At 52.9% G+C, this 22,720-nt stretch carries 18 protein-coding genes and 1 tRNA gene; 10 read left to right on the top strand and 9 right to left on the bottom strand.

Going from position 1 to position 22,720, the window contains the following annotated elements; translation table 11 throughout:
• Positions 1–7: 7 nt before the first annotated feature.
• Together HBA49_RS02170 and HBA49_RS02165 are read right to left on the bottom strand one after the other, a co-directional pair.
• Positions 8–2,797 (bottom strand): DUF1156 domain-containing protein, encoded by a 2,790-nt coding sequence (locus HBA49_RS02170; protein WP_005526568.1) that lies wholly within the window; start codon positions 2,795–2,797, stop codon positions 8–10.
• 40 nt (positions 2,798–2,837) lie between these two features.
• Positions 2,838–6,341: a helicase-related protein gene (locus tag HBA49_RS02165; RefSeq protein WP_040431991.1), complete on the bottom strand. Its 3,504-nt coding sequence runs from the start codon at positions 6,339–6,341 to the stop codon at positions 2,838–2,840.
• Positions 6,342–6,578: 237 nt separating this feature from the next.
• Here HBA49_RS02165 and HBA49_RS02160 point away from each other — a divergent pair, with 237 nt between their 5' ends.
• The 5 genes from HBA49_RS02160 to HBA49_RS02140 are packed head-to-tail and all read left to right on the top strand — an operon-like array spanning position 6,579 to position 10,412.
• Positions 6,579–7,136: a hypothetical protein gene (locus tag HBA49_RS02160; protein ID WP_050773711.1), complete on the top strand. Its 558-nt coding sequence runs from the start codon at positions 6,579–6,581 to the stop codon at positions 7,134–7,136.
• Positions 7,137–7,164: 28 nt separating this feature from the next.
• Positions 7,165–8,181 (top strand): hypothetical protein, encoded by a 1,017-nt coding sequence (locus tag HBA49_RS02155; RefSeq protein ID WP_005526037.1) that lies wholly within the window; start codon positions 7,165–7,167, stop codon positions 8,179–8,181.
• Between the two features lie 13 nt (positions 8,182–8,194).
• Positions 8,195–8,734 carry a hypothetical protein gene (locus HBA49_RS02150; RefSeq protein WP_005526319.1) on the top strand — a complete coding sequence of 180 codons (540 nt, stop codon included), beginning with the start codon at positions 8,195–8,197 and terminating at the stop codon, positions 8,732–8,734.
• A gap of 24 nt (positions 8,735–8,758) precedes the next feature.
• Positions 8,759–9,766: a hypothetical protein gene (locus HBA49_RS02145; RefSeq protein ID WP_005526127.1), complete on the top strand. Its 1,008-nt coding sequence runs from the start codon at positions 8,759–8,761 to the stop codon at positions 9,764–9,766.
• A 4-nt stretch (positions 9,767–9,770) separates the two neighbouring features.
• On the top strand, positions 9,771–10,412 hold the full coding sequence (locus HBA49_RS02140; RefSeq protein ID WP_005525918.1) for a hypothetical protein: 642 nt from the start codon (positions 9,771–9,773) through the stop codon (positions 10,410–10,412).
• A 299-nt stretch (positions 10,413–10,711) separates the two neighbouring features.
• Here HBA49_RS02140 and HBA49_RS02135 read toward each other — a convergent pair whose 3' ends face one another.
• Positions 10,712–11,587 carry a zinc-dependent alcohol dehydrogenase family protein gene (locus HBA49_RS02135; protein WP_005526090.1) on the bottom strand — a complete coding sequence of 292 codons (876 nt, stop codon included), beginning with the start codon at positions 11,585–11,587 and terminating at the stop codon, positions 10,712–10,714.
• 102 nt (positions 11,588–11,689) lie between these two features.
• Between HBA49_RS02135 and HBA49_RS02130 the strand changes: the two genes are divergently transcribed.
• The 5 genes from HBA49_RS02130 to HBA49_RS02110 all read left to right on the top strand — a co-directional run bounded on the left by HBA49_RS02130 (position 11,690) and on the right by HBA49_RS02110 (position 17,303).
• Complete coding sequence (locus tag HBA49_RS02130) at positions 11,690–12,412, top strand: DUF3800 domain-containing protein (RefSeq protein WP_005520653.1); 723 nt, start codon at positions 11,690–11,692, stop codon at positions 12,410–12,412.
• 10 nt (positions 12,413–12,422) lie between these two features.
• Positions 12,423–12,923 (top strand): hypothetical protein, encoded by a 501-nt coding sequence (locus HBA49_RS02125; RefSeq protein WP_005520652.1) that lies wholly within the window; start codon positions 12,423–12,425, stop codon positions 12,921–12,923.
• A gap of 261 nt (positions 12,924–13,184) precedes the next feature.
• A complete protein-coding gene (locus HBA49_RS02120; RefSeq protein WP_040431994.1) occupies positions 13,185–13,892 on the top strand; it encodes a type 1 glutamine amidotransferase domain-containing protein in 708 nt (235 codons plus the stop codon).
• A gap of 72 nt (positions 13,893–13,964) precedes the next feature.
• Complete coding sequence (locus HBA49_RS02115; RefSeq protein ID WP_005526495.1) at positions 13,965–15,221, top strand: NADH:flavin oxidoreductase/NADH oxidase family protein; 1,257 nt, start codon at positions 13,965–13,967, stop codon at positions 15,219–15,221.
• A gap of 363 nt (positions 15,222–15,584) precedes the next feature.
• The gene (locus HBA49_RS02110) at positions 15,585–17,303 is read left to right on the top strand and encodes a cation:proton antiporter (RefSeq protein WP_005526396.1); all 1,719 of its coding nucleotides are present in this window, start codon (positions 15,585–15,587) and stop codon (positions 17,301–17,303) included.
• Positions 17,304–17,515: 212 nt separating this feature from the next.
• Here HBA49_RS02110 and HBA49_RS02105 read toward each other — a convergent pair whose 3' ends face one another.
• The 6 genes from HBA49_RS02105 to pgm all read right to left on the bottom strand — a co-directional run bounded on the left by HBA49_RS02105 (position 17,516) and on the right by pgm (position 22,713).
• Positions 17,516–18,133: a hypothetical protein gene (locus HBA49_RS02105; RefSeq protein ID WP_005525928.1), complete on the bottom strand. Its 618-nt coding sequence runs from the start codon at positions 18,131–18,133 to the stop codon at positions 17,516–17,518.
• Positions 18,134–18,410: 277 nt separating this feature from the next.
• Positions 18,411–19,037 carry a hypothetical protein gene (locus HBA49_RS02100; protein ID WP_005525972.1) on the bottom strand — a complete coding sequence of 209 codons (627 nt, stop codon included), beginning with the start codon at positions 19,035–19,037 and terminating at the stop codon, positions 18,411–18,413.
• 234 nt (positions 19,038–19,271) lie between these two features.
• Positions 19,272–19,344 (bottom strand) — tRNA-Ala (locus tag HBA49_RS02095).
• 74 nt (positions 19,345–19,418) lie between these two features.
• Positions 19,419–20,147 carry a DsbA family protein gene (locus HBA49_RS02090; protein WP_005526068.1) on the bottom strand — a complete coding sequence of 243 codons (729 nt, stop codon included), beginning with the start codon at positions 20,145–20,147 and terminating at the stop codon, positions 19,419–19,421.
• Positions 20,148–20,304: 157 nt separating this feature from the next.
• On the bottom strand, positions 20,305–20,847 hold the full coding sequence (locus HBA49_RS02085; protein ID WP_005525614.1) for a DoxX family protein: 543 nt from the start codon (positions 20,845–20,847) through the stop codon (positions 20,305–20,307).
• A gap of 210 nt (positions 20,848–21,057) precedes the next feature.
• The gene (pgm, locus tag HBA49_RS02080; RefSeq protein ID WP_005520572.1) at positions 21,058–22,713 is read right to left on the bottom strand and encodes a phosphoglucomutase (alpha-D-glucose-1,6-bisphosphate-dependent); all 1,656 of its coding nucleotides are present in this window, start codon (positions 22,711–22,713) and stop codon (positions 21,058–21,060) included.
• Between the last annotated feature and the right edge of the window lie 7 nt (positions 22,714–22,720).

Raw genomic sequence — 22,720 nt, 5'->3', positions numbered from 1 at the left:
TTGTGTCCTAGTCTTCTTCGAATGTGAGGGCTTCTTGGTGGGCTTTCGGATGTGCCACAATCTGACGAGCCTGCTCGTTGAGGTCACCCCAGGAACTCACCAGGCCGTTGAACAGGATGGCGTCGTCGGTGTCTTTGTTTTTCTCCGCCTCGTGGAACAGCAGGAAGCCGAGTTCTTTCACCGCGTCCAGGCTCACCTTCTCCCCCACCGCGGGCAGGAGTTCCGCGACCTTGTCCACGCCGTCTTTCGCCAGCACCGCGGCCAGCCGCACGGTGGCTTCCCACACGCTCACCTGCTCGTCCGCGGCGGGATCCCACGCCTCGTTCAATTGGGTTGGCGACAGCAGCCGGGCCTTACCACCCTTGGCTTCGAAAATGCCACCGCGTTGCAGTTCGGCAAGGGAGGTGTCGGAGCTGCGGGCCAGCTGGTCGGCGATGCCGGAGCTGTCAGCCGCCCACCCGTATTGGCGATACCACCGCACCGCGAACCGGGTGTCTGAATCCAGGTCGGATTCCTGCTCACCCAATACCTCGTCGAGGGTGGCGTTGATGAGTTGTAGCGCACCCCTGACGCTCATGTCCGACCCGTCAGCTTCCCGCACTTTGGCGTACCGGGAGAACACGGAAATCCCTGGCCCAATGGCAGCTTGGGCCAAATCCACGGGGGCGATGGCGCCCTGCATGAGAGTGCGCAATGCCTCGGGGAGCTCGGATTTGAGTGCCGCCACGAAGGCCCGGCGCGCCACGGCCCGAGCATCAGCAGGGCGAGGCCGGCAGGCCAGAAGGATAGAGGACGCGAGAGCGTTGGTGCCATGTGCCAATAATCGGTTTTTTGCTTCGCTACGCATGGGCCAAGTGGCGGTGATTTCCCACCCTGATTGGATAAGTCCATCTAGCAAGGTATGCCAGCCGGTGGATGAGGTACCATCTTTACCACGATCTTGTTGCTTGTAAGCGTAGTACACGGTCATGGGCACATCGGGGTTAGCTTCGCCTTCCCGAATGCGGCGAAATACAGAGTTGAAGCCTTCGACGAAGAATTTTTCCGCACCTTGTTTACCATCATGCCGATACGGGTTAGCCACCAACTCATCGGCCTTGGGCGTGAGCATGGTCCCCACCACGGAAGGATAAATCGTGCGCAATGATTTCCGAAGCCAAACATAGAAGAAATCAGACAGATCTGCATATCCGATATTGTCATAGTAAGGAGGATCAGTTGAAACAATCAAATCCTTATACTCGCGAGCCATCGCATTTCCCGGGGAAACACTATTACTCGTACTACTAGAAACACCAAAAAACGGAGCTTTCATTGCTTTTGAAATTCCTTGAATAATCGTAATGAAAGAACCAGATGATTTTGATAGAGGGTTAGCTTCTGCATAATCCCAAACCATAGGAATGGATTGTCTTCCAAATAGATGGCGAGGACACTGAGCTTTAGGCTCCCATCCCACTAATGAATTATTCAAATCAGCCAATTTATCGAGCGCAAATGCCAAATACGTCGCTACTGCATCAGCATACGCCTCAGCCCCCACGCCCCCGTCTTCCAGTCGTTCGCCTGCAGGAATATCTGCAGCTAATGCATCTTCAAGAATCTTACCGCGCGCCTCAGAAACCAGTTCGCTCAAGGTGGTGAGAGCCACAAGTTGGCGGTTAGTAAAGAGGTCGGAAAATTCCCGCATTCCGTATGCGGGTGGCGAGAACCATCGAGGATTAGCGGCAATTTCACCGATAATGCCGGCATCTCCGGCATCAACTTTGGCAGCCTGTATGTGTTCTGGTGTGGGTGAAAGATATAACCGACCTGGGTTTCCCTCAGCAACAATACCAATGAGGTGCGCACCAATCTCGCCTCTCTTCCCTGATTCGCGCACATAATCGTAGCTGAAAGGCGTCCCATCCCCCACCGTCCAAGCACCTTTACCATGCTTAATAGTCCCATCCTCGTCCTTCTTCGGCCCATCCGCATTATGCTGCACTTCGTACTGTACTTGCCCGTCAACGACGGTGGCCTTCACCCAGGCTTCCTTGCCCTTCTTCTTGCTCAACCACCAGGAGTTCACCAATGGTGTTTCGATCGGGTTGGCGGGGTTGGGGCTGATGACGGTTCGGGCCCACTTCCAAGCAATCACGGTATGCTCTGTGCCGCCGGGGGCCGTGACCTTCGGGTATAGGTGGCCGATACGTTTCTCTGCTTCGTCCCGCAGCCACTGACCGTAGTGTTGCACGTCAGCGGCCAGCCCCTCGGCACGCAGCCATGATGATTGTTCCTCCGCAACCCCGGGGAACACCGGTGACCAACCGGCGAACTTCGGGGGAATCTCAATGAGCGCCTTATTGATCAGCACCGCCAATGGGTTCAGGTCGCTGGCGTGCGACTCCAATCCCAAACGTTGTGCCTCTAGGGGAATCGAGCCGCCACCCGCAAACGGGTCCACAACCGCAGGCAATTTCCCGTCATTACTCTTGCGTATCTCCTCCCGGGCCTGCTCCAGGAGCTTCTCGTCATTACTGTTTTCCCAAATGATAAGTTTTTCCATAAGAGCATGCAGGCGGGCGCGTTCCGCATCCTGGGATTCCACCGTGGGAAACTCGCCGGGCCGCGACGCCGGGTCGTCGACAAGCTGGGCGAAAAGCACGGCCCGCGCTGTGGCTAAGGGCTTGCGGGACCAATATAAATGCAGCGTAGAGGGGTGGCCGTGGCGGATGGATTTCTCGCGCGCGGATGCCGCATTAATGGCTTCGAGCGGTAGTGACGTCTCGATCAGTTTCTTCTTCACGGTGGTCATGTCGGTCTTCCTTAGGGATCATCAGGTGGCTGAACAATAACTATACTGGTGCACCACCCTGCCCCCAATAGTGGGACCATTTCTCGTTGCGGGAATGCGTGCTCATGGACGCCTCCATGTCATCGAACGCATGCATGACATAGCGCACCTCATCAAACTCGGGCCCATCGGGGTGTACGGACACTAACACCAGGCGGTGGGTGTCCTTATGGTTTTGGGCGAAATTAATCTCCGAATTAGTGATCGTAAACGTGTTCGATCCTGCGATGCGACCCTTGACCTCCAGGTAGTACCGGTGGGCAAGCGGGTCGGCAGGGTCGGTGGAGCGAATGTCGAAGCCGGGATTATTGCGCGGCATTTCCTCCGGCACCCGACCCAGGGCCCGCTCGGCAGCAAGGGCGGCTTCCACGGCCCGGCGCTCCACCTCCTGGGTTTCCTTAGCGAACGTTGCCGCCTGCTTCTTCGCGTTGGGCGCCGAGTGTGCGTCAATGAGGTGGCCAGGAATCACCAGGGCCACACCGCGAATCAGGGGTGTTCCCGCATTCAACCATGACGCCTGTTCTTTCTCGCGTTTCCGCAGTTCGAGTCGCTGCTCCAGGTCAGCCACCTTGGCTGCCGCGTCCTTGGATCCGAGGCGTTGGTTCGCGTGCCCGTTTCGCTCCTGGTACCGCAGCTCGCTGATCATTCGTTCCCAATAGTTAATTTCGGTGGTCAGCCGATTTTCTACTTGGTCCCACACCCGCTGGGTTTCGCGGCGGCGTTGCTGCTCCAGTTCTTTCATGCGCGGCTGTATTCCTTCCCTGGTCGCCCACAATGTCACGGTCCTGCCGTGATCCTTGCGCAGCCAGGATCGGAGCATAGGGTCGCGCATGAGGTTCTGGATGATGGCGCGTTCTTCCTCCTTGGGGGTGTCGTAGTCGAGGAACGGCGGTGTCGTGGTCACGGTAACGCCCCCATTATTTGGGACATTCACATTGGTGTCGCCGTCTTGAGGGACCAGCAGGTAGTCGAAATGATGGTAGAGCGTGTCCTTGTCCCCACCTGCGGTGATGCGCTGTTCCACAATGTAGAGCAGCGCCGGAGTGGCGAGTTGTTTACTGCTCCGGTCCACGAAAATGGTGCCCTGGGCCAGGGTTGGTTTCAGGTCTTCGGTAGTGCGGACCAGTACCGCGTCGAGCAGCGGGTGTCCCGGCGCGATGAGGGCGGCATCGTGGTGGGTACCGGCGGGGTGCTTGTAATCGACATCGAAGGTGACGCACTCGTACTGGCGGCTGGCAATGTCCCGAAGCAGTGGCGGCACATACGTGACCTTGTAGCAACCGGATTCTCGTTTATCAATCAATCCGCGTAAACGTTTGAATGCGGGAATAAAGAAGGAGCGGATGAATCCGGGTTGAAGTTTGCGTTCCTCAGCGTCCCGCATGGTGTTTCGCACTTGGTCGAGTTCGCGGCTACTGAATATGTCTTCGCTGAGGGCGCGTTTGGCGCGGAGTTCATCAAGCCCTTTGGAGACGCTGGCGTCGATGACTTTATCGAGCCACTGCCTGGTTTCTGGCTGGTCGCCGTAGCGAATAGCCTCGATAAGCAGGTCTTTGAGGGGGCGACCATCGAAGGAATCCGTGTCACCCAGCACGTTGAATAGGTTGCCGTTGTAGGCTTCGGACATGACCTCGATTTTTTCGAGCAGTCGGTTAAACACGTCACCTTCGCGGGTGTTGTGGGCGACCAGGTTCCAGAGGTGGCAGACCTCGCGTTGACCAATGCGGTGAATACGGCCGAATCTTTGTTCGATGCGATTGGGGTTCCAGGGCAGGTCGTAGTTGACCATGAGGTGGGCGCGCTGCAGGTTGAGCCCCTCGCCGGCGGCGTCGGTAGCAAGCAGCACGAGGGTGCGCGGGTCGTGTGCGAACTGTTCGCGGATGGCCTGGCGAAGATGCCGCGGCGTGCCCCCATGAATAGTGACAACGGCGTCGGTGCTGCCCAGTTGGGTGGTGATTTTATCCTCCAGGTAGGTGAGGGTATCGCGGTGTTCAGTAAAGATAATGATCTTGCGGTTTTCCCCATTCGTGCCGGTCAGCACCTTGCTTTCCAGGATTTTGCGTAGCTCCACCCACTTCCGGTCCTCGTCCTGGTTGCGCACCCGCCGGGCCGTCGCAATGAGCCCGTCCAGCACGGCGATTTCGTGCGTGAGCTGCACCTGGTCTTGGGCCGCGGTCGCACGATCCACCACCTCGTCGACCTGCTGTTCCAGCTCCGCCCAATTAGTTTCCGACACGGCGCTGTCGTAGTCATTAGGGGCATCATATTCTCTCTGGCTTCGTCGCAGTTTTGCTTTACGACGCTCTAACGACCGCAAAATCGCCTCCGGGGACGACGCCAACCTCCGTTGCAGCACCATCAGCGCGAACCCCACATTGTTGCGACGCTTCCCATCCTGAATGGCGTCAGCTTTGCCCATTTCATCGCGCACATAATCGGACACCTGCTCGTATAGATCGCGCTCGGCACGACTCAACTCGTAGGGAACGGTGTAGGCCCGCCGCTCGGGAAACAGGGGCCGGCCATCGAGCGTGAGCAGGTCTTCTTTCACCATGCGACGCATGAGGCCCTTGGTGTCCGTCCGGTGAATGCCCTGCCGGTATTGGCCCTCGAATCGGTCTCTGTCCAACAGGGACATGAACGATTGGAAGTCTTCCTCCTTCCCGGAATGTGGGGTGGCGGTCATGAGCAGAAAGTTATGGGCAGTTTCCGACAGTAACTGCCCCAGCTTGAACCGTTTGGTAGCGTTGATTTCCCCGGCCCACAGGGAATAGTGGGCGGCCATGCGGTGCGCCTCATCCACGATAGCGACATCCCACTTCACTTGCTCCAGCAACCGCATCAGGCGATCATTGCGCGCAATCTGGTCCATACGCACGATGAGGTAGGGATGCGCTTCAAAGGGGTTCTTGCCGGTGGAATCGTCACTGGTAGCATTGAAAACCTCAAAGTGGAGGTCGAATTTTTGGGCGAGCTCATCCCGCCACTGCTCCACTAGGCCACCAGGCACCACAATGATGGCACGCTCACAACTGGAGCGCAGAATAAGTTCCTTCAGATAGAGGCCGGCCATAATGGTTTTTCCTGCGCCGGGGTCGTCGGCAAGCAAAAACCGCAGGGGAACTCTAGGCAGCAGCTCCTCATACACGGCCCGAATCTGGTGCGGCAGCGGGTCGACGTCGGAACTATTAACGGCAACCATGGGATCATGACGGGCCGCATAGGTGATGCGCAGTGCCTCGGCGACGAGCCGGAAATCGTCGGCGTTACCGTCGAAAGCAGGTATATCGCCCGATTCGGTAACGATTTCCACTCTGGCGAGGCGATCCGGGGTGAGGATAACCGGCGAGTAATGCCCAGCCTCATCACAGTAAATTACCTCGGCGGTAACATCATCGAGTCGATCCACATGTTTGATAGTGACCGTCTGGTTTGGAACAATGCCGCGGACCCGCTGACCATCGCGTAGCTGGTCAAGGGTGAGCGGCGGATTATTCTTATTCATCAACCTAGTGTACTCACCAGAGACTTCAGATATCACCCTTCCGACAACAGACATGCAAAAAATTGATCTGACCAGCTATTTCATTGCTGTAGAATAGGTATATGGAGAGTGTATTTTTCGAAAAGATGATGGTCGGCAGCGGTTCGAGTCCGCGTAAGAGTGGGTGGTTTGGGTTGCCATCATCAGCATAAGACCGTAGACCGTCATAGCCGCCCTCATGGCAAAGCAAGGAGCATCATGGAGAAGCAAAAACTTTCCCCGAAATCAATTATCAACATAATCCGCGGTGTAATCATTTTATTCGTTTTGCTGATCTGTATTTTGAGTCCTTTAGCGTTTTTCTTAGCGTACTTCATGTTCAAAAACAGCGTGAACGCCACTACTGATTTCTTTCTCCGCTGGACCTGTGCCAGTATTTTGACAGTTACTATCGGAGTTTTACTCCAGTTCATTGCTAGTTTAATGGGTAATAATGATTTCCCTGCCGAAAAACACATCCTGGTTGTCTTCGTTGGCGCCATCGGCCAAAGTCTCATCATGACCTACCTGTTCGCAACCTACCAACCAGGCCCCGACCAAATGTCACAGATCTACATGCTCTCGTGGATCCTCTTCGCCACCATTATCCACACTCTCTGGGTATGGGGCTGCGACTTCAAAAATACGCCCTATGAAGCCATTAGCCGATCAATTGGTATTAATTTCGCACAATTGTCAAAACTCGTCATGCCACTATCAGCTTTTGGGGCAAGCATCCTATGGATCACCATAGCGACCCTCATGGTCAGGCAATAAATGTTATGAAGGTAGGAACAACATCATCATGAATAAAAAACATAAATCTTATCATTTCAGTGAGATCAACAAGTTCTTCCACTATGTTGGTGTCGGGTCCTTCATAGCACTACTCTTGGGATATTTCCTGCTAGATAAAATTATAAACACTGGCACCAGGTTCTTCTTATGCTGGACTTGCGTCGGAATTCTGACAGTTATTGTAGGAATATATTTTCGAATTATTTCTGGTCTTGGTGGAGTTGTGACCTTCGTTTATATGGTAGCTACCCCGCTCATTTTGGTCATCATTATCGTTCAAAGCCTGTTCATAACCTATCTTTTCACCACTTACCGACCAAGTCCTGACCAGATGTCACGGATCTACACGCTCTCATGGGTCCTCGTCCTAGCTGTAATCCATACCATTTGGGCATTGAGCGAGAGCAATGACAACGACAAAAGTACGCACCCACTCTATGGTCCTATTAGTAAATTTTTTGGTACCGACGTAAGTGAGTTTTCAGCCCTGGTACTCATTTTATCCGCCCTCAGCACCATTGCCCTATGGATCACCATAGCTCTCTTTCTCGTAGGAAAGGGAAACGGGAACACCATGGATGCCAACACCAAATTCTTTTTCCAATGGACCGGAATGAGCATGCTAACGCTCATCACGAGTATCGGCCTTGTCAACATTGTCAGCCATATCCGTAAACGCACCTTCAAACCCACCGATGCCGTCATGGGTATTCTTGTTTGCGCAATCTACCCCTTGTCCACCCCCTTCTTTGCGGTTTTCATCATTCAAGGTCTGGCCATGACCTATCTTTTCGCTAACATGCACCACCCAGACCCTGACCAAATGTCACAAATCCATATTCTTTCCTGGATCCTTTTTGCAACCGCAACCAGTATGTTTTACGGCGCCACCTACAAATTTTTATCTGAAGATTTGAACACAGACAATCGACCACATAAATTTCCACGTCCAATCGCCATCATCTCAACTCTTAGCACCATTGGCCTATGGATCGCCATAGCAGTCCTCATGGCAAAGCAATGAAGGCAGAAGCATCATGGAGAAGCGAGATGACTTTTACGAGCTGATTACCTTACTAATCACTGTCTTTATCCGGCTCATTTATCCTTTGATTCCTTTAGCAGTTTTCCCAGCATACTTCATGCTTAAAGATGACGTGGACACCACTGTTAAGTTCTTCCTACGCTGGGCCTGCATCAGTATTTTGGCAGTTCTTGTTGGATATTTCCTTCAATCTACTTCTATTTTCACAAACAAGAAGGATTCCAACAATATAAAATACATTCCTATTTATATTGCCGCTATCATTCAAAGCTTGGCTCTGACCTACCTATTTGCCATCCACCAGCCAAACCCCGACCGAATGACACAGATCCATATTCTCTCATGGGTTCTCTTTGCCACTGTCATTCATATCTTCTGGATACGAGGCGACCGCAGGGACTCACCTTATAGCCTTATCGGCCAATCATTCGGCATTGATTCTACGAAATTCACAAAGCTCATTACCGTGCTATCCGCCTTCGGTGCCATAGGGGTATGGATCGCTATAGCCATCATCATGGTCAAACAATAAATTTACGAAGCTAAGGAGAATTGTATGGGAACAAAACGCAAAACCTACGATTATGATATACCTACCATATTTTTCCACTGTGTTGGTGGTGGGTCCTGCATAGCATTACTCCTGGGATATTTTCTGCTAGATAAAAACGTCAACACTGGCATGAAGTTCTTCTTATATTGGACCTGTGCCAGTATCCTAGCGTTTACCGCGGGATTCTATCTCCGAACCATCTCTGGCATAAGCGGATGGGGATTCTTTTCTATCATATTCGCCAGCTCAGAAATTTTCGCTGGTCTTGTTATTCAAGGCTTGGCCATGACTTATCTGTTCGTCACCTACCAACCAGGCCCCGACCAGATATCACAAATCTACGCATTCTCATGGATTCTCGTTATTGCCGTAATCCATGCTTTGTGGGCGTTAGAGGATGGGACCGATCAGGGAGTGGTGTGGAATCCATTTTATGAAACTATCGGCAAGTCACTCGGCATTGATTCGGGCAACCTTTCAATTCTGATGTTCAAGTTATCCGTCTTCATCACCATCGGGTTGTGGGCCACCATAGCCGCCCTCATAGGAAACGGAGGCGGGAACGTCATGGATGCTAATCTGCAATTTTTTCTCCAGTGGACTGGAATGAGCATATTAGCGCTTATCCTGGGGATTCTTCTCGCTGGCATTATCAGTCACAGCAACCAAACCCCCAAAATTAACGAGGTTGCCATCCGCATCACTCACATCATTAATTATTTCCTACGCTCCCCTTTCTTTGCTGGCGTTATTCTCCAGAGCCTAGCCATGACCTATTTCTTCGCCAACATGCACCGACCAAACCCTGGCCAGATGATGCAAATTCGCATCCTCTCCTGGGTTCTCTTCGCTGTTGCAATCAGTGTTATTTTCTGCATCACTACCTCCGATTTTTCAAGTAGTGGTTCACGCAATCCTCCACATAAGTCCTCACACCTTGCTACTCAAATATCCACCCTCAGCACCATCGGATTATGGATCGCCATAGCTGCCCTCATAGGAAGCCAGTAAAACCATGACCTCACGCACAAATCATGACAACCCACTACATCAACACAAACAGGGCATCATAAACAGCCTGAAGTATTTTCTCCTGTGGACTGGTGGTAGTGTCCTAGCAGTTTCTCTGGGATTCATATTCCGACTTGGCTCAGGACTTGATGGCTGGCTGGGATTATTTTTCATCATGGCTATCCCCTATATGCTCATCATTATCATCATTCAGAGCACAATAATGACCTGCTTCCTCACATACCTCAAGAAACGCAATCCTGATCGAATGCCACAACTTTACCGTCTTTCCTGGTACCTATTTGCCGTTGTCGCCAATGCTGTGTGGGCTCCCAGCGATTTTGGTGACCAAGACACGATATGGCACCCCGCTTATGGAAGATTCTCCGGCATAGTATTTTTGTTATCGGTTTTCATTGCCATTGTGTTGTGGGGAATCATAGCCGTCATGGCCTTAAACAGTCGCTCTGCCATGAAATTCTTTATCATTTGGATGAGCATTAGCACTGTAGTGTGTGGCATCATCCTCTTTGTCACGAAAACTATACCTCTGATAATACTGCCAATCTATATTCTCGTCATGTTGCAAAGCGTGATTGTTACCGTTTGCTGCTCCAAGGCCCTGCACCATAGTCACGAGAAATAGGCGGCAACCATATGGTTCCTAGCATGCGCTTCCTTTTGACAATCACCCATTGATAAGCACGATCGCAACCCTCGATCTAGCCCATCAAATACACAACTATCCCCTGCTCATCAGTGGCTCTGCACTTTACAAGCGTAGTAAACAAACAAGAGCAGTCATGAATGATACGCACTATTCATTCGCACTTTGAGTCCCCTGCCACGCTAAATAATCATCGTAGAGACCAAGCCACGAGCTGCAAGTTCCTCTACCAAAAATTCCCCAACCGGAAACAGTTCTGCCGCCATGAATACCCTCCTTTAATGCCCAATCCTAATGAGCAATTTTCCCTCCCGCGGCTGATACTCCTGCAACGCCGCCAGCACATCCCGTAAATCAACTTCCTTCACTACCCGACTACGCAACCGCCCCGCCCGTAGCTGTGAAAATACGTCCGCAAATAGTTCCGGCAACTCCGAACGCGGACACGCATGCACCACATCGCGCAGCCGAAACATCTCAACCCGCCGCTTAGTCTCCCCCAACGGCTCACCCGACAACAAACCATAGTGCACAACCACACCATCGGGTTTGACCGCCTTCGCCACCCTACGACCCATCTCCCCACCAACACAGTCGAAAGCAACATCGAATTGCTTATCGACGCCCACCGTTCCCCACGTCCGCCTCACCGTCACCGTTTCTATGCCCCGCTGTTCCAATAGGGTTTTCAGGTGACTAGCAATGGTGGTCGTAGCAGCGTCGACAAGCACAGACTGTATCCCGTCGCAGAAGCGTTCGACCATGAGGGATGCAGTGAGGGGATTAATGTAGGCGAAGCATGCAACATCGGTGGGGATGTCGTCGGGAACGGGGATGCACCAGGAATGGTCGATGCGTTTGTATTCTTGCCACGCACCGGGTGAACCGATGGGTAGCACTCGTCGGCCAAGTGCGCTGGTAGGGACGCCGGGGCCAATGCGGTCGATGATGCCAACGCCTTCAAAACCTGGGACAAGGGGGAATGTGGTGCGGGACGCATATGCACCGGAGACCGTCACTGCATCGGAGGGGTTGAAGGTGCTGACCAGCATGCGCACCACCACTTCCCCGGAGCGGAGTTCCCCAGGTTCGGGGACATCACGGATTACCACGGTGTCGATGGGACCGGGTGTTTCAGCAATAGCAGCAAGCACGCATTTAGCTTAGTGGAGTGCAGTCTATGCGGGAGAAATTCCACATAAGTGCTAGCATCTAAAATAAGTTATTCACCTAGTCCGATTGAAGATGTTCTAACCATGGAAGCAATTAACATTTACTGCGACGAAAGCACTCACCTCCTCGCTGACAAAATGCCCTTTCTCGTATTGGGCGGTATCTCTTGCCCACAATCTAAAACAAGGGAGATAGCAAAAAGACTCTTCGAGATTAAAGAAAAGCACCAGATGGATCACAACTTCGAGATCAAGTGGACAAAAGTTTCTAATGGGAAACTAGAGTTCTACAAAGATTTAGTTGATTATTTCTTTGATGATGACGATCTAGGTTTCCGAGTAGTTGTCGCCTCAAAAGACAATCTTCAGCATGAGAAGTTTAATCAAACGCATGATGATTGGTACTACAAAATGATGTTTTACCTCATCAGAGGATTACTCAAACCTTCTGCACATACAAACATATATTTAGACAAAAAAGATACTCGTGGTGGAGCGAAAATCCAAAAACTTCATGATGTCATTGCCAATAGTTGCCATGACTTTGACAAAAAGATCATACAGAAAATTCAAATAGTTGAATCCCACCATGTAATCCAGCTACAGTTAGCAGATTTAATCTTAGGTGCAGTCAACTATGCGAACCGAATGAACTATACAGACAAGGCAAAAATTACACTGACAAATAAGGCAAAACTCGCACTAGTTGACAGGATTAAAGACCGTTCTGGTTACGTACTTACAAAATCTACCTTGCCCAGTGAAGAGAAGTTCAATGTATTTGTCTGGCAACCCCAACCTCGGTAAAGACAACAATATGCCTTTTATTCTTTCCCCTCATTTTCGTGACTTAGATGTTGATCAAGATTATTACCTCCATAACCTTTACCAACTTTTTAAAGCGCAACTAGTAGAAGCAAACTTAATATGGCCAAGCAACAACAAACCTGTTGTTCTTCGTCGACTACCCGAGGTCCGAAATTATCACCGAACATTTTGGCATATTATATCCAGTGGTCATGGAAGAGTTGAAACACGAACAATTAACTTTGAAAGATGCCGCAGACTTCATTGGATCAGGGAAGCATATGAAGAGTTTAAAGATCATTATCCAAATCCCACAGAAGATCCTATTAAATGGTGGAAGTCATCTCGGAATGGTGCTGTACGATACCTTTTAGCAAAAAGTGATCTTTCCTACGTTGTTGTATATGAGGAAAGAACGGACTACACATTATTGATAACAGCATATTCTGTTTCGCAAAAACATACACAAAGAAAGTTAGCAAGAGAGCATGATAACTTTTGGGAAGTTTGACAAAGCGGAGGCCGCTTGCAAACAAACGGCCTCGGATACTCCTTCAACACATGGTAGATGAGCTGCCTTTAGAATAAAAGGATTTAACACGTTTGTCAACGGTGGTGCACACGTGCACCAAGATGTGCAGGAAATCCCCCAATAATGGTGGTATAAAACACATTATTTTATGTAGAGCCTAGGCTACGCCCCACCCCAGCCACTCCGCCCACCCACCCGTCGTAAAGCGTAAAGCACTGATGCTTATTACACTTTTGTTGTATGACTTCTGTGCTTTTCGTTGTGTCTGCCGCGCGAATGTGGGAGTTGACCGACGGCACTCGCCACCCTACCGGCTATTGGGCGGAGGAGCTGGCCATGCCGCACCGTATTTTCAGCGAAGCGGGCTGGAGCATTGATATTGCGACCCCGGGTGGTGTCGCGCCCACAGCAGAGAGGTTTAGTCTCGGCATTGCTGGCGGGATGCCCGGTCACCGCAGGCGAATCACCGCCTATCTTGACACTATCGCGGCGGATCTCACGCACCCCATTCCGCTGGATCGGGTGGATGAAACCCAGTATGATCTGGTGTTTTACCCGGGCGGCCATGGGGTCATGGTGGATCTGGCTTTCGATGAAACATCCAGCAGTCTGCTTACCCGGCGCCTGCGATCCGGTAAGCCCTTGGCGTTGCTGGGTCATGGTGTGGCGGCAATCCTCGCGGCGAAGAATCCGCACAATCCCCGCGCGCCGTCGCCGTTCGCCGACTACCAGGTCACGGGAGCATCCACCGTGGAGGAGAAGCTGAACCCCTTCGGTAGGAAAATCCCCTGGTATTTGGAGGATAGGCTGGCGGAAATCGACGTGTATTACCACAAGGCGCGCATCCCGTTTCGACCATTCATTGTGCAGGATCGCCACCTGTACACTGGGCAGAATCCGGCGTCCAGCGAAGCCCTCGCCCACTGCCTGCTCGACGATATCGGCTAACAACGTGCCTCCGCCTGGCGACCCCGCGAGGCATTCTGAACCCGACACCCCCTAATAGTAAGGACACCGTTTATGACCTCGATCTTCGAACCGCTGCCTCTCAAGCATGGTGGCCCACTGCCGAACCGACTGGCTAAGGCCGCAATGGAGGAACAGTTGGGCACCGAAAACATGCTGCCCAGCCAGGGGATTTTCAACCTGTACCGCACGTGGGCGCGCGGCGGGGTGGGGCTCATCATCACCGGGAACGTCATGGTTGATTACCGGGCCGTCACCAATGGCGACGGCATTATCCTCAACGAGGACAGCCTACTGGAACCATTCCAGGAGTGGGCCGCAGCCGCCCACGCAAATGGCACGACCGACACGAAGGTGTGGATGCAGATTAACCACCCGGGCCGCCAGGTACCAGCCAGCCTGCCTGGCATTAAGCTCGCGCCGTCGGCAATCCCCGTGAACATGGGTGCCCATTCGAAAATTTTTGCTACCCCAATCGCCATGACGGAAGAGCAGATTGAAGAAGTCATCGGCATGTTTGTGACCACCGCAACCCGGGCGATTGAGAGCGGTTTCGATGGGGTGCAGGTGCATGCGGCGCACGGCTATTTATTGTCGCAGTTCCTGTCCCCGCTGGTGAATCGGCGAACCGACCGGTGGGGCGGCGACTTGAAGAATCGTAGCCGCCTGCTTCGGGAGATCATTACCCGAATCCGGGCGGCCGTGCAGGATAGTGCCGCGGTAGCGGTGAAGCTGAATTCGGCGGATTTTCAGCGCGGCGGTTTTGATGTTGACGACGCCACAGCAGTAGTCCGCATGCTGGGTGACCTGGGTGTGGATCTTGTGGAGGTGTCGGGTGGCACCTACGAAAGCCCCGCTATGCAGGGCATGCAGGGGGTCGCCAAGGATCAGCGAACCTTGGATCGGGAGGCGTACTTCCTCACGTTCGCGGAGCAGATCGCTAAGGTTGCCCCCATGCCGATCATGGTGACCGGTGGGATCACCCGGCGCGCCACCGCGGAGCGGGTGTTGGCGACCGAGGTGGATATGGTGGGCATGGGTACGGCGTTGTCGCTGGACCCGGGGCTGCCGAACACGTGGCGGGTTCGGGAGGCCACGGCACCAACAATGCCCACACCCCGGTTTAAGGATAAGGCTATTAATTCGTATGCGAGTTTGGTGCAGGTGCAGCATCAGCTACACCGGTTGAGTAAGGGGAAACGACCGTTCCCGAAGGCCCCGCTGGCCATGGTGCTCGCCACTGCCCAGATTCGGGATCGGCAAAGCCAGAAGCATTACCGAAAATGGTTGGAAGCAGCCGGGTGGCTGTAACGATTGCGAGCAATCATGATGGTGGTGCGGCTTACTACTGTGCTGCGATATCTGGATTTTAAGCTGGGTTAGGAACCTGACTTGTTCAATATCGCAGCACGCACCCCGGCGCAGCACACTTGCTGAGCTTGACTTTCTCGATCCAGTAGGGATGAACTGGTCCGGCTACGAACCAAACTCCAGCTCGACTTACCATGGCAGGGCCAACAGGAGACAGCACAAGAGTGGTACTAGCCCAACCGGCGTGAAGCCGATGATCATCCATGGTTGTTCCGTGTTGGTGGCGTGCCTCACCTTTGGGCGTCGTCAAGCGGTAACGTGTATATCGAATTATGAACGTATCTATTCGGACAAGGATATATCGTGCTTGAAATCATTATTGCCTTAGCAGCAGCGATTTTCCTCGGTAACACGCTTGCCCACCGGATCCGCGTCACTCCGGCGATCCTGCTTATTTTCCTCGGGCTGGCGTTGGCGCTGCTGCCCGCCATGCATGAGCTGCGGGAGGTTGGGCTGCCGTCATATGTGATTTTGGAAATATTCCTGCCGATCATGCTGTTTTGGGAGGCGCGCAACACCTCGCTGCGGGAGGTACGGAAAAGTCTCCGCGCGATCATTACCTCTGGTACCGTGCTGGTCATTGTGACGGCATTCGCCATGGCTGGGGTGCTCACCCACTTCTTCCATATCGACTGGGGTACCGCGCTGATCATTGGTGCGGCCCTGGCCCCGACGGATGCTACGGCCGTGGCCACGCTCAACGGGAAACTGCCCAAGCGTTCCATCACGGTGCTCAAAGCAGAATCGCTCATTAACGACGGGACCACGCTGGTGGTGTTTGCCCTGGCCATCCAGGTTGCGGGCGGCACGGATCTGTCGGTGTCGCACGCGGGTGGTATGCTGGCGTTCTCGTTCCTCTGCGGCATTGCGGTGGGACTAGCCGTGGGCTGGGTAGCAAACCGGCTGCGTGCCCGCATCGCCAATCCCATGAACTTTGTGATCTATATGATGACGATTCCGTTTGTCGCTTTCCTGCTCTCGGAATCCATCGAGATTTCCGAGGGAATGAAGGGCTCCGGCGTGGTGGCGGTGGTGGTTTCCGCGTTCTACCTGACGTATTACGGTGTGGACACCATTAAGCCGCAGAATCGGTTCTATGGGTTGCCCATTTGGGCCTACATGTCGTACCTCATGAATGGTGCGATTTTCGTGTTGGTCGGCGTGCAACTGCCGGAGGCATGGCAGAACATTAGCGAGGTTGCGCACAATAATGCCGCCTATTCGCAGTCACACGCGGCCATCATGGTGGCAGCAATATGGCTGGTCAGCCTGTTGGTGCGGTTCCTGTTTATGCGGCCGGCCATGCTGTCGGACATTAAGGCTAGCGCCGAGGAACAGTACCGGGCCGAGCAGGCAAAGGAGCAGCGTCCGCTGCGCGAACGGCATGAATTACGCCGGCTAATCCGGGCTGCGATGCGGGACCCTGAGGTGCGGAGCGAGATTTACCGGGATCGGGTGGTGAGCACCATGGCTGGCCTGCGCGGTGGCGTGTCCCTGGCAGTGGCGTTGTCGGTGGGTACGTTGGTGCCGAACCGGGACTTCATTATCTTCATGGTGGCCGCCGTGGTCATGGTGTCGATGCTGGTGCAGGGCCTGTCTCTGCCGGCGATTATTCGGTGGGCGAAGATTCCCGCCGACGACACTGAACACCAGGAAACCCTCAACGCGGTGGGTACCATGAATAAGGAGGCCTATGATGCCCTGGAGGATCTTGCCGCCCAGAATGATGTCGGCCCAGAGGCGTTGGCGTATGTTCGCTACGAACTGGATTTCCAGCATGATACCGGCATTGAGTCCTGCCGGTTTTTGCAGGATAATCCCGATCTCACCCCCGAGGAGCTGCAGGCCATAACGTTGCAGGGCCAGGTGCGGATGCTCCGGCTGGCGATCATTGGTCACCAGCGTGAGGTGCTCAAGCGCCTGCGTAACGAGGGCGTGATCGACATGAATGTGCTGCATTCGATTCAGGAGCGGTTGGACACCGAAGAGATCCGTATTACCGGCCCGGTTGAGCTGGAGTAACGTTTCACTTCCCCCGCTTGACGACGCCCAAAGGTGCTCAACATCTGTAGGTATGCCGGAATAGCGGGAAGTAAAGGAGTCCGGGAGCCCCTCACTTACCTGGTCAAGCAGCTTGCCTTCGAAGACGAACCTTTGGAATCGGGTTGACTCCTGCTTCCCGCGCCGGCATATCCTGGGAAACTACCATGCTGAAGCATGTTCATCACAGGTGCTTAGTAGTCAGTGTCGTTAGGATCGAAGAATTGGTACATTAACTCTTCACCCCGCGCATCACTAATAAATGCGCTCTCAGAAAGAAATACTTCCCCTGGAGCATCACCCGTTATGGTGTCAGACAAATTTAAAGAATAAATTAATGACGCACCAGCTGCTAATAAATCAGGTTCAATAGGATGATTGCCTTCTTCCGCTTGGACGGCTAGTAAATATTCATCAAAAGTTTCCGGGAATTCACCTGCGAAAAACACTTCTTTCGCTTTTTCAGGAAAATCGGGCGTATCAGCCAGAATGACCATACCATCAAAGGAAATACGGGTAGAATAAAACGCTTTGGCGGGATTAATGTTGGCGTCTTTTCCATCAAATTCGACCAAGCCATAAAATGAAGGCGGAAGTATGGAACCAAAAGGGCTTATTTCAGCACCGTTGACAACCCACTGAATCCGCCCATAATAGTGTTTTTGTATAGCCTCAAATTCAGCATAGTCCTCCAGAGTAAGGAGTAAATATAGCTTCATATCAGTGTTCTGGTGAATGTATGACGCCATTTGCTCTAACGGCTTCGTTTTCTCTGCTACAATTCGCCGAAACCTATGTTGCGAATACTCCATAGCTCCCTCCTGAAAATTATATTTTGAGGCTTATTCAGCTGTTGGGAAACCCAGCCGCACCACCAAATGTACGGCAACAAACCCTAGCCGGCATTTTTGCAATCTCCCAAGCAACCATCTCCAGAGGCACTGGCAGCATCTTAAGTGTGCTTGACGTAATGTTACCGCCACCCGAACCCTATTTCCCCCAGCGACTGAATAAGCTTCCTACAAGTACCCACAAAACCTGACGCTTGACAGGCTAAATAGGCTACTGCGATATGTTCATTGCCGGTAGTTATCGGTCAGCATCGTTGGGGTCGAAGAATTGGTACATGAACGCTTCCCCACGTGCATCACCAATACACACGCTTTCTGAAAGAAACAACTCTCCCGGAGTCTCACCTTGCACCGTGTCAGAAATATTTAGCGAATACACCAATAACGCGCCGGCTGCTAGTACCTTAGCCTCAATGGGATCTGGATCATCATCCTGTTCCTGAACCATAAGTAAATAATCATCGAAAGATTCCGGGAAATCAGCAGCATCTGAGACTAAAACTTCCTTGACTTTCTCGGGGAAATCAACCATATCAGCCATGATGGCTAAACCATCAAACGAAAAATCTGTGGAGTAGAACGCGCCACCAGGATCAATATCGACATCTTTACCATCAAATTCCACAAGCCCGTCAAACGAATAAGGGTCCAGAGCCCCAAAGGGGCCTGTATCAGCGGCATTGACAGCCCATACGACGCGCCCATGATAATGCTCTTGTATCGCCTCAAATTCGGCATAGTTTTCCAAAGTAAGGAAGAGATAGACCTTCATATCGGTGTTGTGATGAATATACGAGGCCATTTGATCCAAAGCCTTGGTTTCTTCCTTAGTATTTCGCAAAAAATTATATATTGAATATGCCATGGCTCTCCCTAGAACAATTAGAGAATTAATATTTTGAGGCTTGAAGTTTATTCAACGGTTAGGGAAATAAAGATTAACTTCCCCGAGCATTAGCATGCATGACTGCTTTCTGAAAGTAAGTAAAACCATTTTCAACCCTACCCAACCGCCCCTAATCCCGTCTAGACTTCTCGTGAAGACCAGGTAAAACAATGAAAACCCCCAGGTCCAACATGTGAACCTGGGGGTTAAACGTGGAGCTAACGGGATTCGAACCCGTGACCCCCACACTGCCAGTGTGATGCGCTACCAGCTGCGCCATAGCCCCGTGCTTTTCAGCAACGGATTACAGGTTACCGCACAGAACTGGTTGCCGACAAATCCACTGGCAGCGACTATTTTTTACTTGATTTGGCTGGGCCATGTGGCGTTTTCCTTGATCTCCTTGCCGTCGATAAAGACGCGTGGGGAGGATACTTGGCCGTCACCATCTTTTTCTAGTTTCTTGGCGTTGTCGTCAGCAATCTTCTTAAACTCGTCGGAGTAGGTGCCGTCGGCGATCTTCTTCACGGTCTCATCCTTGGCGCCAAGGATCTTGGCCATGTCGGCGAGATCCTTGAGTTCTTTCTTGCCCCAGATGTTTTGTTGTTCAGTCATGAGCATGGTGCGGAAGTTCCAGTACACCTGCGCGGAATCATCCTTGGCAATGGTGTAGGCGGCGGTGCCGGCCTTATTGGAGTGCCCGATCTCACCTTTGTCCAGGAAGTTCATGGTGCGGATGTTCACCTTCACCTTGCCATCTTCTATGAGCTTCTTCATGTCCGCGTCGGTTTCTTTGGCCAGTTGGGAACAGTAGTGGCAGGAGAAGTCTTCGTAAATGTCCACGGTTTTGGCCTTGTCGGCCTTGTCGGAAACCAACTGCACTGCCGAGCCATCAACCTTGTTATTAAAGGCGGTGGTTTCGTTATATGTTTCGGCAAATTTTTCTTCTTGCGACTTATTGCCGGAAATAATCACGTAGGCGATGACCGCAACAGCTACGAGCACGACAGCGATAATGGCCCAGATGAACCCGGAACCATTTTCGTTGGGACTTTGGATTTTGGCTCGTTTTGTGGTCTTGGAACTCATGTATTTTTCCACCTTTTGTTGGGGTTGGGGGATGATGTCAATTCAAACTAAGAATTATGCCAGTTATGCTTCCCTTTTGCTAGGAGCATGCTGACATAATTCTGTGAATACCGGCAGAGAAACATCCGTGGGCGCCACCGATAATAACGCGAGACAACTATGGGTAGATGGCGAATCGTCGATATGGTCGGTACGCGGTCCACAGGGACATGGCAATCAGCACCACGTCGCGCAGGATTGTTTGTAGGTAGTCCATGCCGCCGTCGGTCAGGTCTTGTTTGCCGAAGCAGCCGCAGTCGATCACCAGGCCGCGCGCCCATGCTTGGCCGATACCGATGATGAACAGCATCAACACGATGGTTGACAGCCAACCGGCCTGCCGGAAAAACACCCCGATGAGCAGGATAAAACCACCCATGAGCTCTAGGGGGCCAATGATTTGGGCCAGGAACACGGACCATTCCAGGGTGAAGATTTTATACGCCTGGATGGATTGGCCGGTTTCTAATACACTGCCTACCTTGTGGAATCCCGCCCAAATCCAGGTGGCGGCCAGCCCGAAGCGGGAGAGAAAACTGATGATGTCCAGCACCAGGGTGGTGCGATTGGATTGCGGTTTTTCTTCCACAGCGTCTGCTTCGATAGAGGTGTCGTCGATGTCGTTGTCATCGGCAACGATTGTGGATTGCGCGTTCGTCATAAGCACCAAGCTTATCTATTCATTGGTAGCTTTGGCGAACATGTAGGCAAAACCGCAGCTTCATTCCCCCTGTTTCCCACCACCATAAAGTTAATACATCAACAAACTATGATGGTGGGCTCATGCCTAGCGCGGCTTGCAGCGCCCTTGCGGCAGCAGCACATGCGCTAGGCAGTCACGGCCCTTTGCCCTTTCAGTTGGCCGAATGTTTTAGACACCCAAAACGCTCGACACGAGTTCCTGCGCAGCCTTCTGCACCTCGGCAAGGTGCTCCGCGCCACGGAACGACTCAGCATAAATCTTGTACTTGTCTTCCGTGCCGGACGGACGAGCCGCAAACCAAGCGGACTCCGTCACAACCTTCAGGCCGCCCAACGGTGCCCCGTTACCCGGTGCCTTCGTCAGCTTGTCAATGATCGGCTCACCGGCCAACTCCGTGGCGGTCACCTGATCTGGCGACAGAGCCTTCAAAATGGCCTTCTGCTCCCGGGTTGCATCCGCATCCGTACGTGCATAGGCCGGCGCACCATACTCGCTGGCCAACTCCGCATAACGCTGCGACGGGGTCTTGCCGGTCACCGCGGTGATCTCCGAGGCCAACAGGTCCAGGATGATGCCGTCCTTGTCCGTCGACCACACCGTCCCATTATGGCGCAGGAAGGAGGCACCGGCGGATTCCTCACCGCCGAACCCGATGGAACCGTCGATAAGCCCCGGCACGAACCACTTAAAGCCCACCGGCACCTCAACCAGCTTCTTACCCAGCGCGGCCACAACCCGGTCAATCATCGACGAGCTCACCAGGGTCTTGCCCACCGCATCCGTCGACCAGCCCGGCCGGTGCGCAAACAGGTAATCAATGGCCACCGACAGGTAATGGTTCGGGTTCATCAACCCATAATCCGGGGTCACAATGCCATGCCGGTCCGAATCAGCATCATTACCGGTGGCAATGTCGTACTTGTCGCGGTTCCGCACCAGCGACGCCATGGAATTCGGGCTGGAACAGTCCATCCGAATCTTACCGTCCGTGTCCAGTGTCATGAACCGCCATGTGGCGTCCACCAGCGGATTCACCACCGTCAGATTCAGCTTGTGGGCCTCGGCAATCGCCCCCCAATAATCCACCGACGCACCACCCATGGGGTCCGCACCAATGCTCAACCCGGACTCCCGGATCACATCCAGATTCACCACATTCGGCAAATCCGCCACATAGGTGTCCATATAGTTGTACTTCGTGGCCTTGGGATCCAACACCCCAGACACGCTCACTCGCTTGACGTCCTTCAGGCCGCCGCGCAGCAGATTATTAGCACGCTCCGCAATCCAGTCCGTGGCATCCGTGTCGGCCGGGCCACCATTGGGCGGATTATATTTAAACCCACCATCCCGCGGCGGATTATGCGACGGCGTAATCACAATGCCGTCGGCACGCTTCGGATCGGTGCCAGTCACCCCACCCGACAGGCGCGAATTATAGGCCAAAATCGCATGAGACACCGCCGGCGTCGGGGTATAGCGGCCCCGGTCGTCGACAAGCACCTCCACGTTATTAGCCAACAGCACCTCCATGGCGGAAATCTGCGCCGGCTCGCTCAACGCATGCGTATCCCGCCCAATAAAAATCGGGCCACCAATACCCTGCGCATTACGGTAATCCACAATGGCCTGCGTGGTTGCCAAAATATGGTTCTCGTTAAACGCATTATCCAACGACGCCCCCCGGTGCCCCGATGTACCAAACACCACCTGCTGGTCGGGATTATCGGGATTCGGAACCCGGGTGTAGTACGCCGTCACCACTTCCGCAATATCAATAAGGTCTTCCGGCAATGCAACTTGGCCGGCACGCTCATGAGCCATACAAAAA

The sequence above is a fragment of the Corynebacterium matruchotii genome, from assembly GCF_011612265.2.
GTDB classification, from domain to species: domain Bacteria; phylum Actinomycetota; class Actinomycetes; order Mycobacteriales; family Mycobacteriaceae; genus Corynebacterium; species Corynebacterium matruchotii.
This window is presented reverse-complemented; position numbering and strand designations above follow the sequence as displayed.

What these genes read in the sequence shown, in the direction of transcription:
- HBA49_RS02130 (WP_005520653.1), top strand. Translation starts at nt 11,690, where the DNA reads ATGGAAGCAATTAACATTTACTGCGACGAAAGCACTCACCTCCTCGCT.
- HBA49_RS02155 (WP_005526037.1), top strand. Translation starts at nt 7,165, where the DNA reads ATGAATAAAAAACATAAATCTTATCATTTCAGTGAGATCAACAAGTTC.
- HBA49_RS02105 (WP_005525928.1), bottom strand. Translation starts at nt 18,133, where the DNA reads ATGGAGTATTCGCAACATAGGTTTCGGCGAATTGTAGCAGAGAAAACG.
- HBA49_RS02125 (WP_005520652.1), top strand. Translation starts at nt 12,423, where the DNA reads ATGCCTTTTATTCTTTCCCCTCATTTTCGTGACTTAGATGTTGATCAA.
- HBA49_RS02085 (WP_005525614.1), bottom strand. Translation starts at nt 20,847, where the DNA reads ATGACGAACGCGCAATCCACAATCGTTGCCGATGACAACGACATCGAC.
- HBA49_RS02090 (WP_005526068.1), bottom strand. Translation starts at nt 20,147, where the DNA reads ATGAGTTCCAAGACCACAAAACGAGCCAAAATCCAAAGTCCCAACGAA.
- HBA49_RS02120 (WP_040431994.1), top strand. Translation starts at nt 13,185, where the DNA reads ATGACTTCTGTGCTTTTCGTTGTGTCTGCCGCGCGAATGTGGGAGTTG.
- HBA49_RS02150 (WP_005526319.1), top strand. Translation starts at nt 8,195, where the DNA reads ATGGAGAAGCGAGATGACTTTTACGAGCTGATTACCTTACTAATCACT.
- HBA49_RS02160 (WP_050773711.1), top strand. Translation starts at nt 6,579, where the DNA reads ATGGAGAAGCAAAAACTTTCCCCGAAATCAATTATCAACATAATCCGC.
- HBA49_RS02145 (WP_005526127.1), top strand. Translation starts at nt 8,759, where the DNA reads ATGGGAACAAAACGCAAAACCTACGATTATGATATACCTACCATATTT.
- HBA49_RS02115 (WP_005526495.1), top strand. Translation starts at nt 13,965, where the DNA reads ATGACCTCGATCTTCGAACCGCTGCCTCTCAAGCATGGTGGCCCACTG.
- HBA49_RS02165 (WP_040431991.1), bottom strand. Translation starts at nt 6,341, where the DNA reads ATGAATAAGAATAATCCGCCGCTCACCCTTGACCAGCTACGCGATGGT.
- HBA49_RS02170 (WP_005526568.1), bottom strand. Translation starts at nt 2,797, where the DNA reads ATGACCACCGTGAAGAAGAAACTGATCGAGACGTCACTACCGCTCGAA.
- HBA49_RS02100 (WP_005525972.1), bottom strand. Translation starts at nt 19,037, where the DNA reads ATGGCATATTCAATATATAATTTTTTGCGAAATACTAAGGAAGAAACC.
- HBA49_RS02140 (WP_005525918.1), top strand. Translation starts at nt 9,771, where the DNA reads ATGACCTCACGCACAAATCATGACAACCCACTACATCAACACAAACAG.
- pgm (WP_005520572.1), bottom strand. Translation starts at nt 22,713, where the DNA reads ATGGCTCATGAGCGTGCCGGCCAAGTTGCATTGCCGGAAGACCTTATT.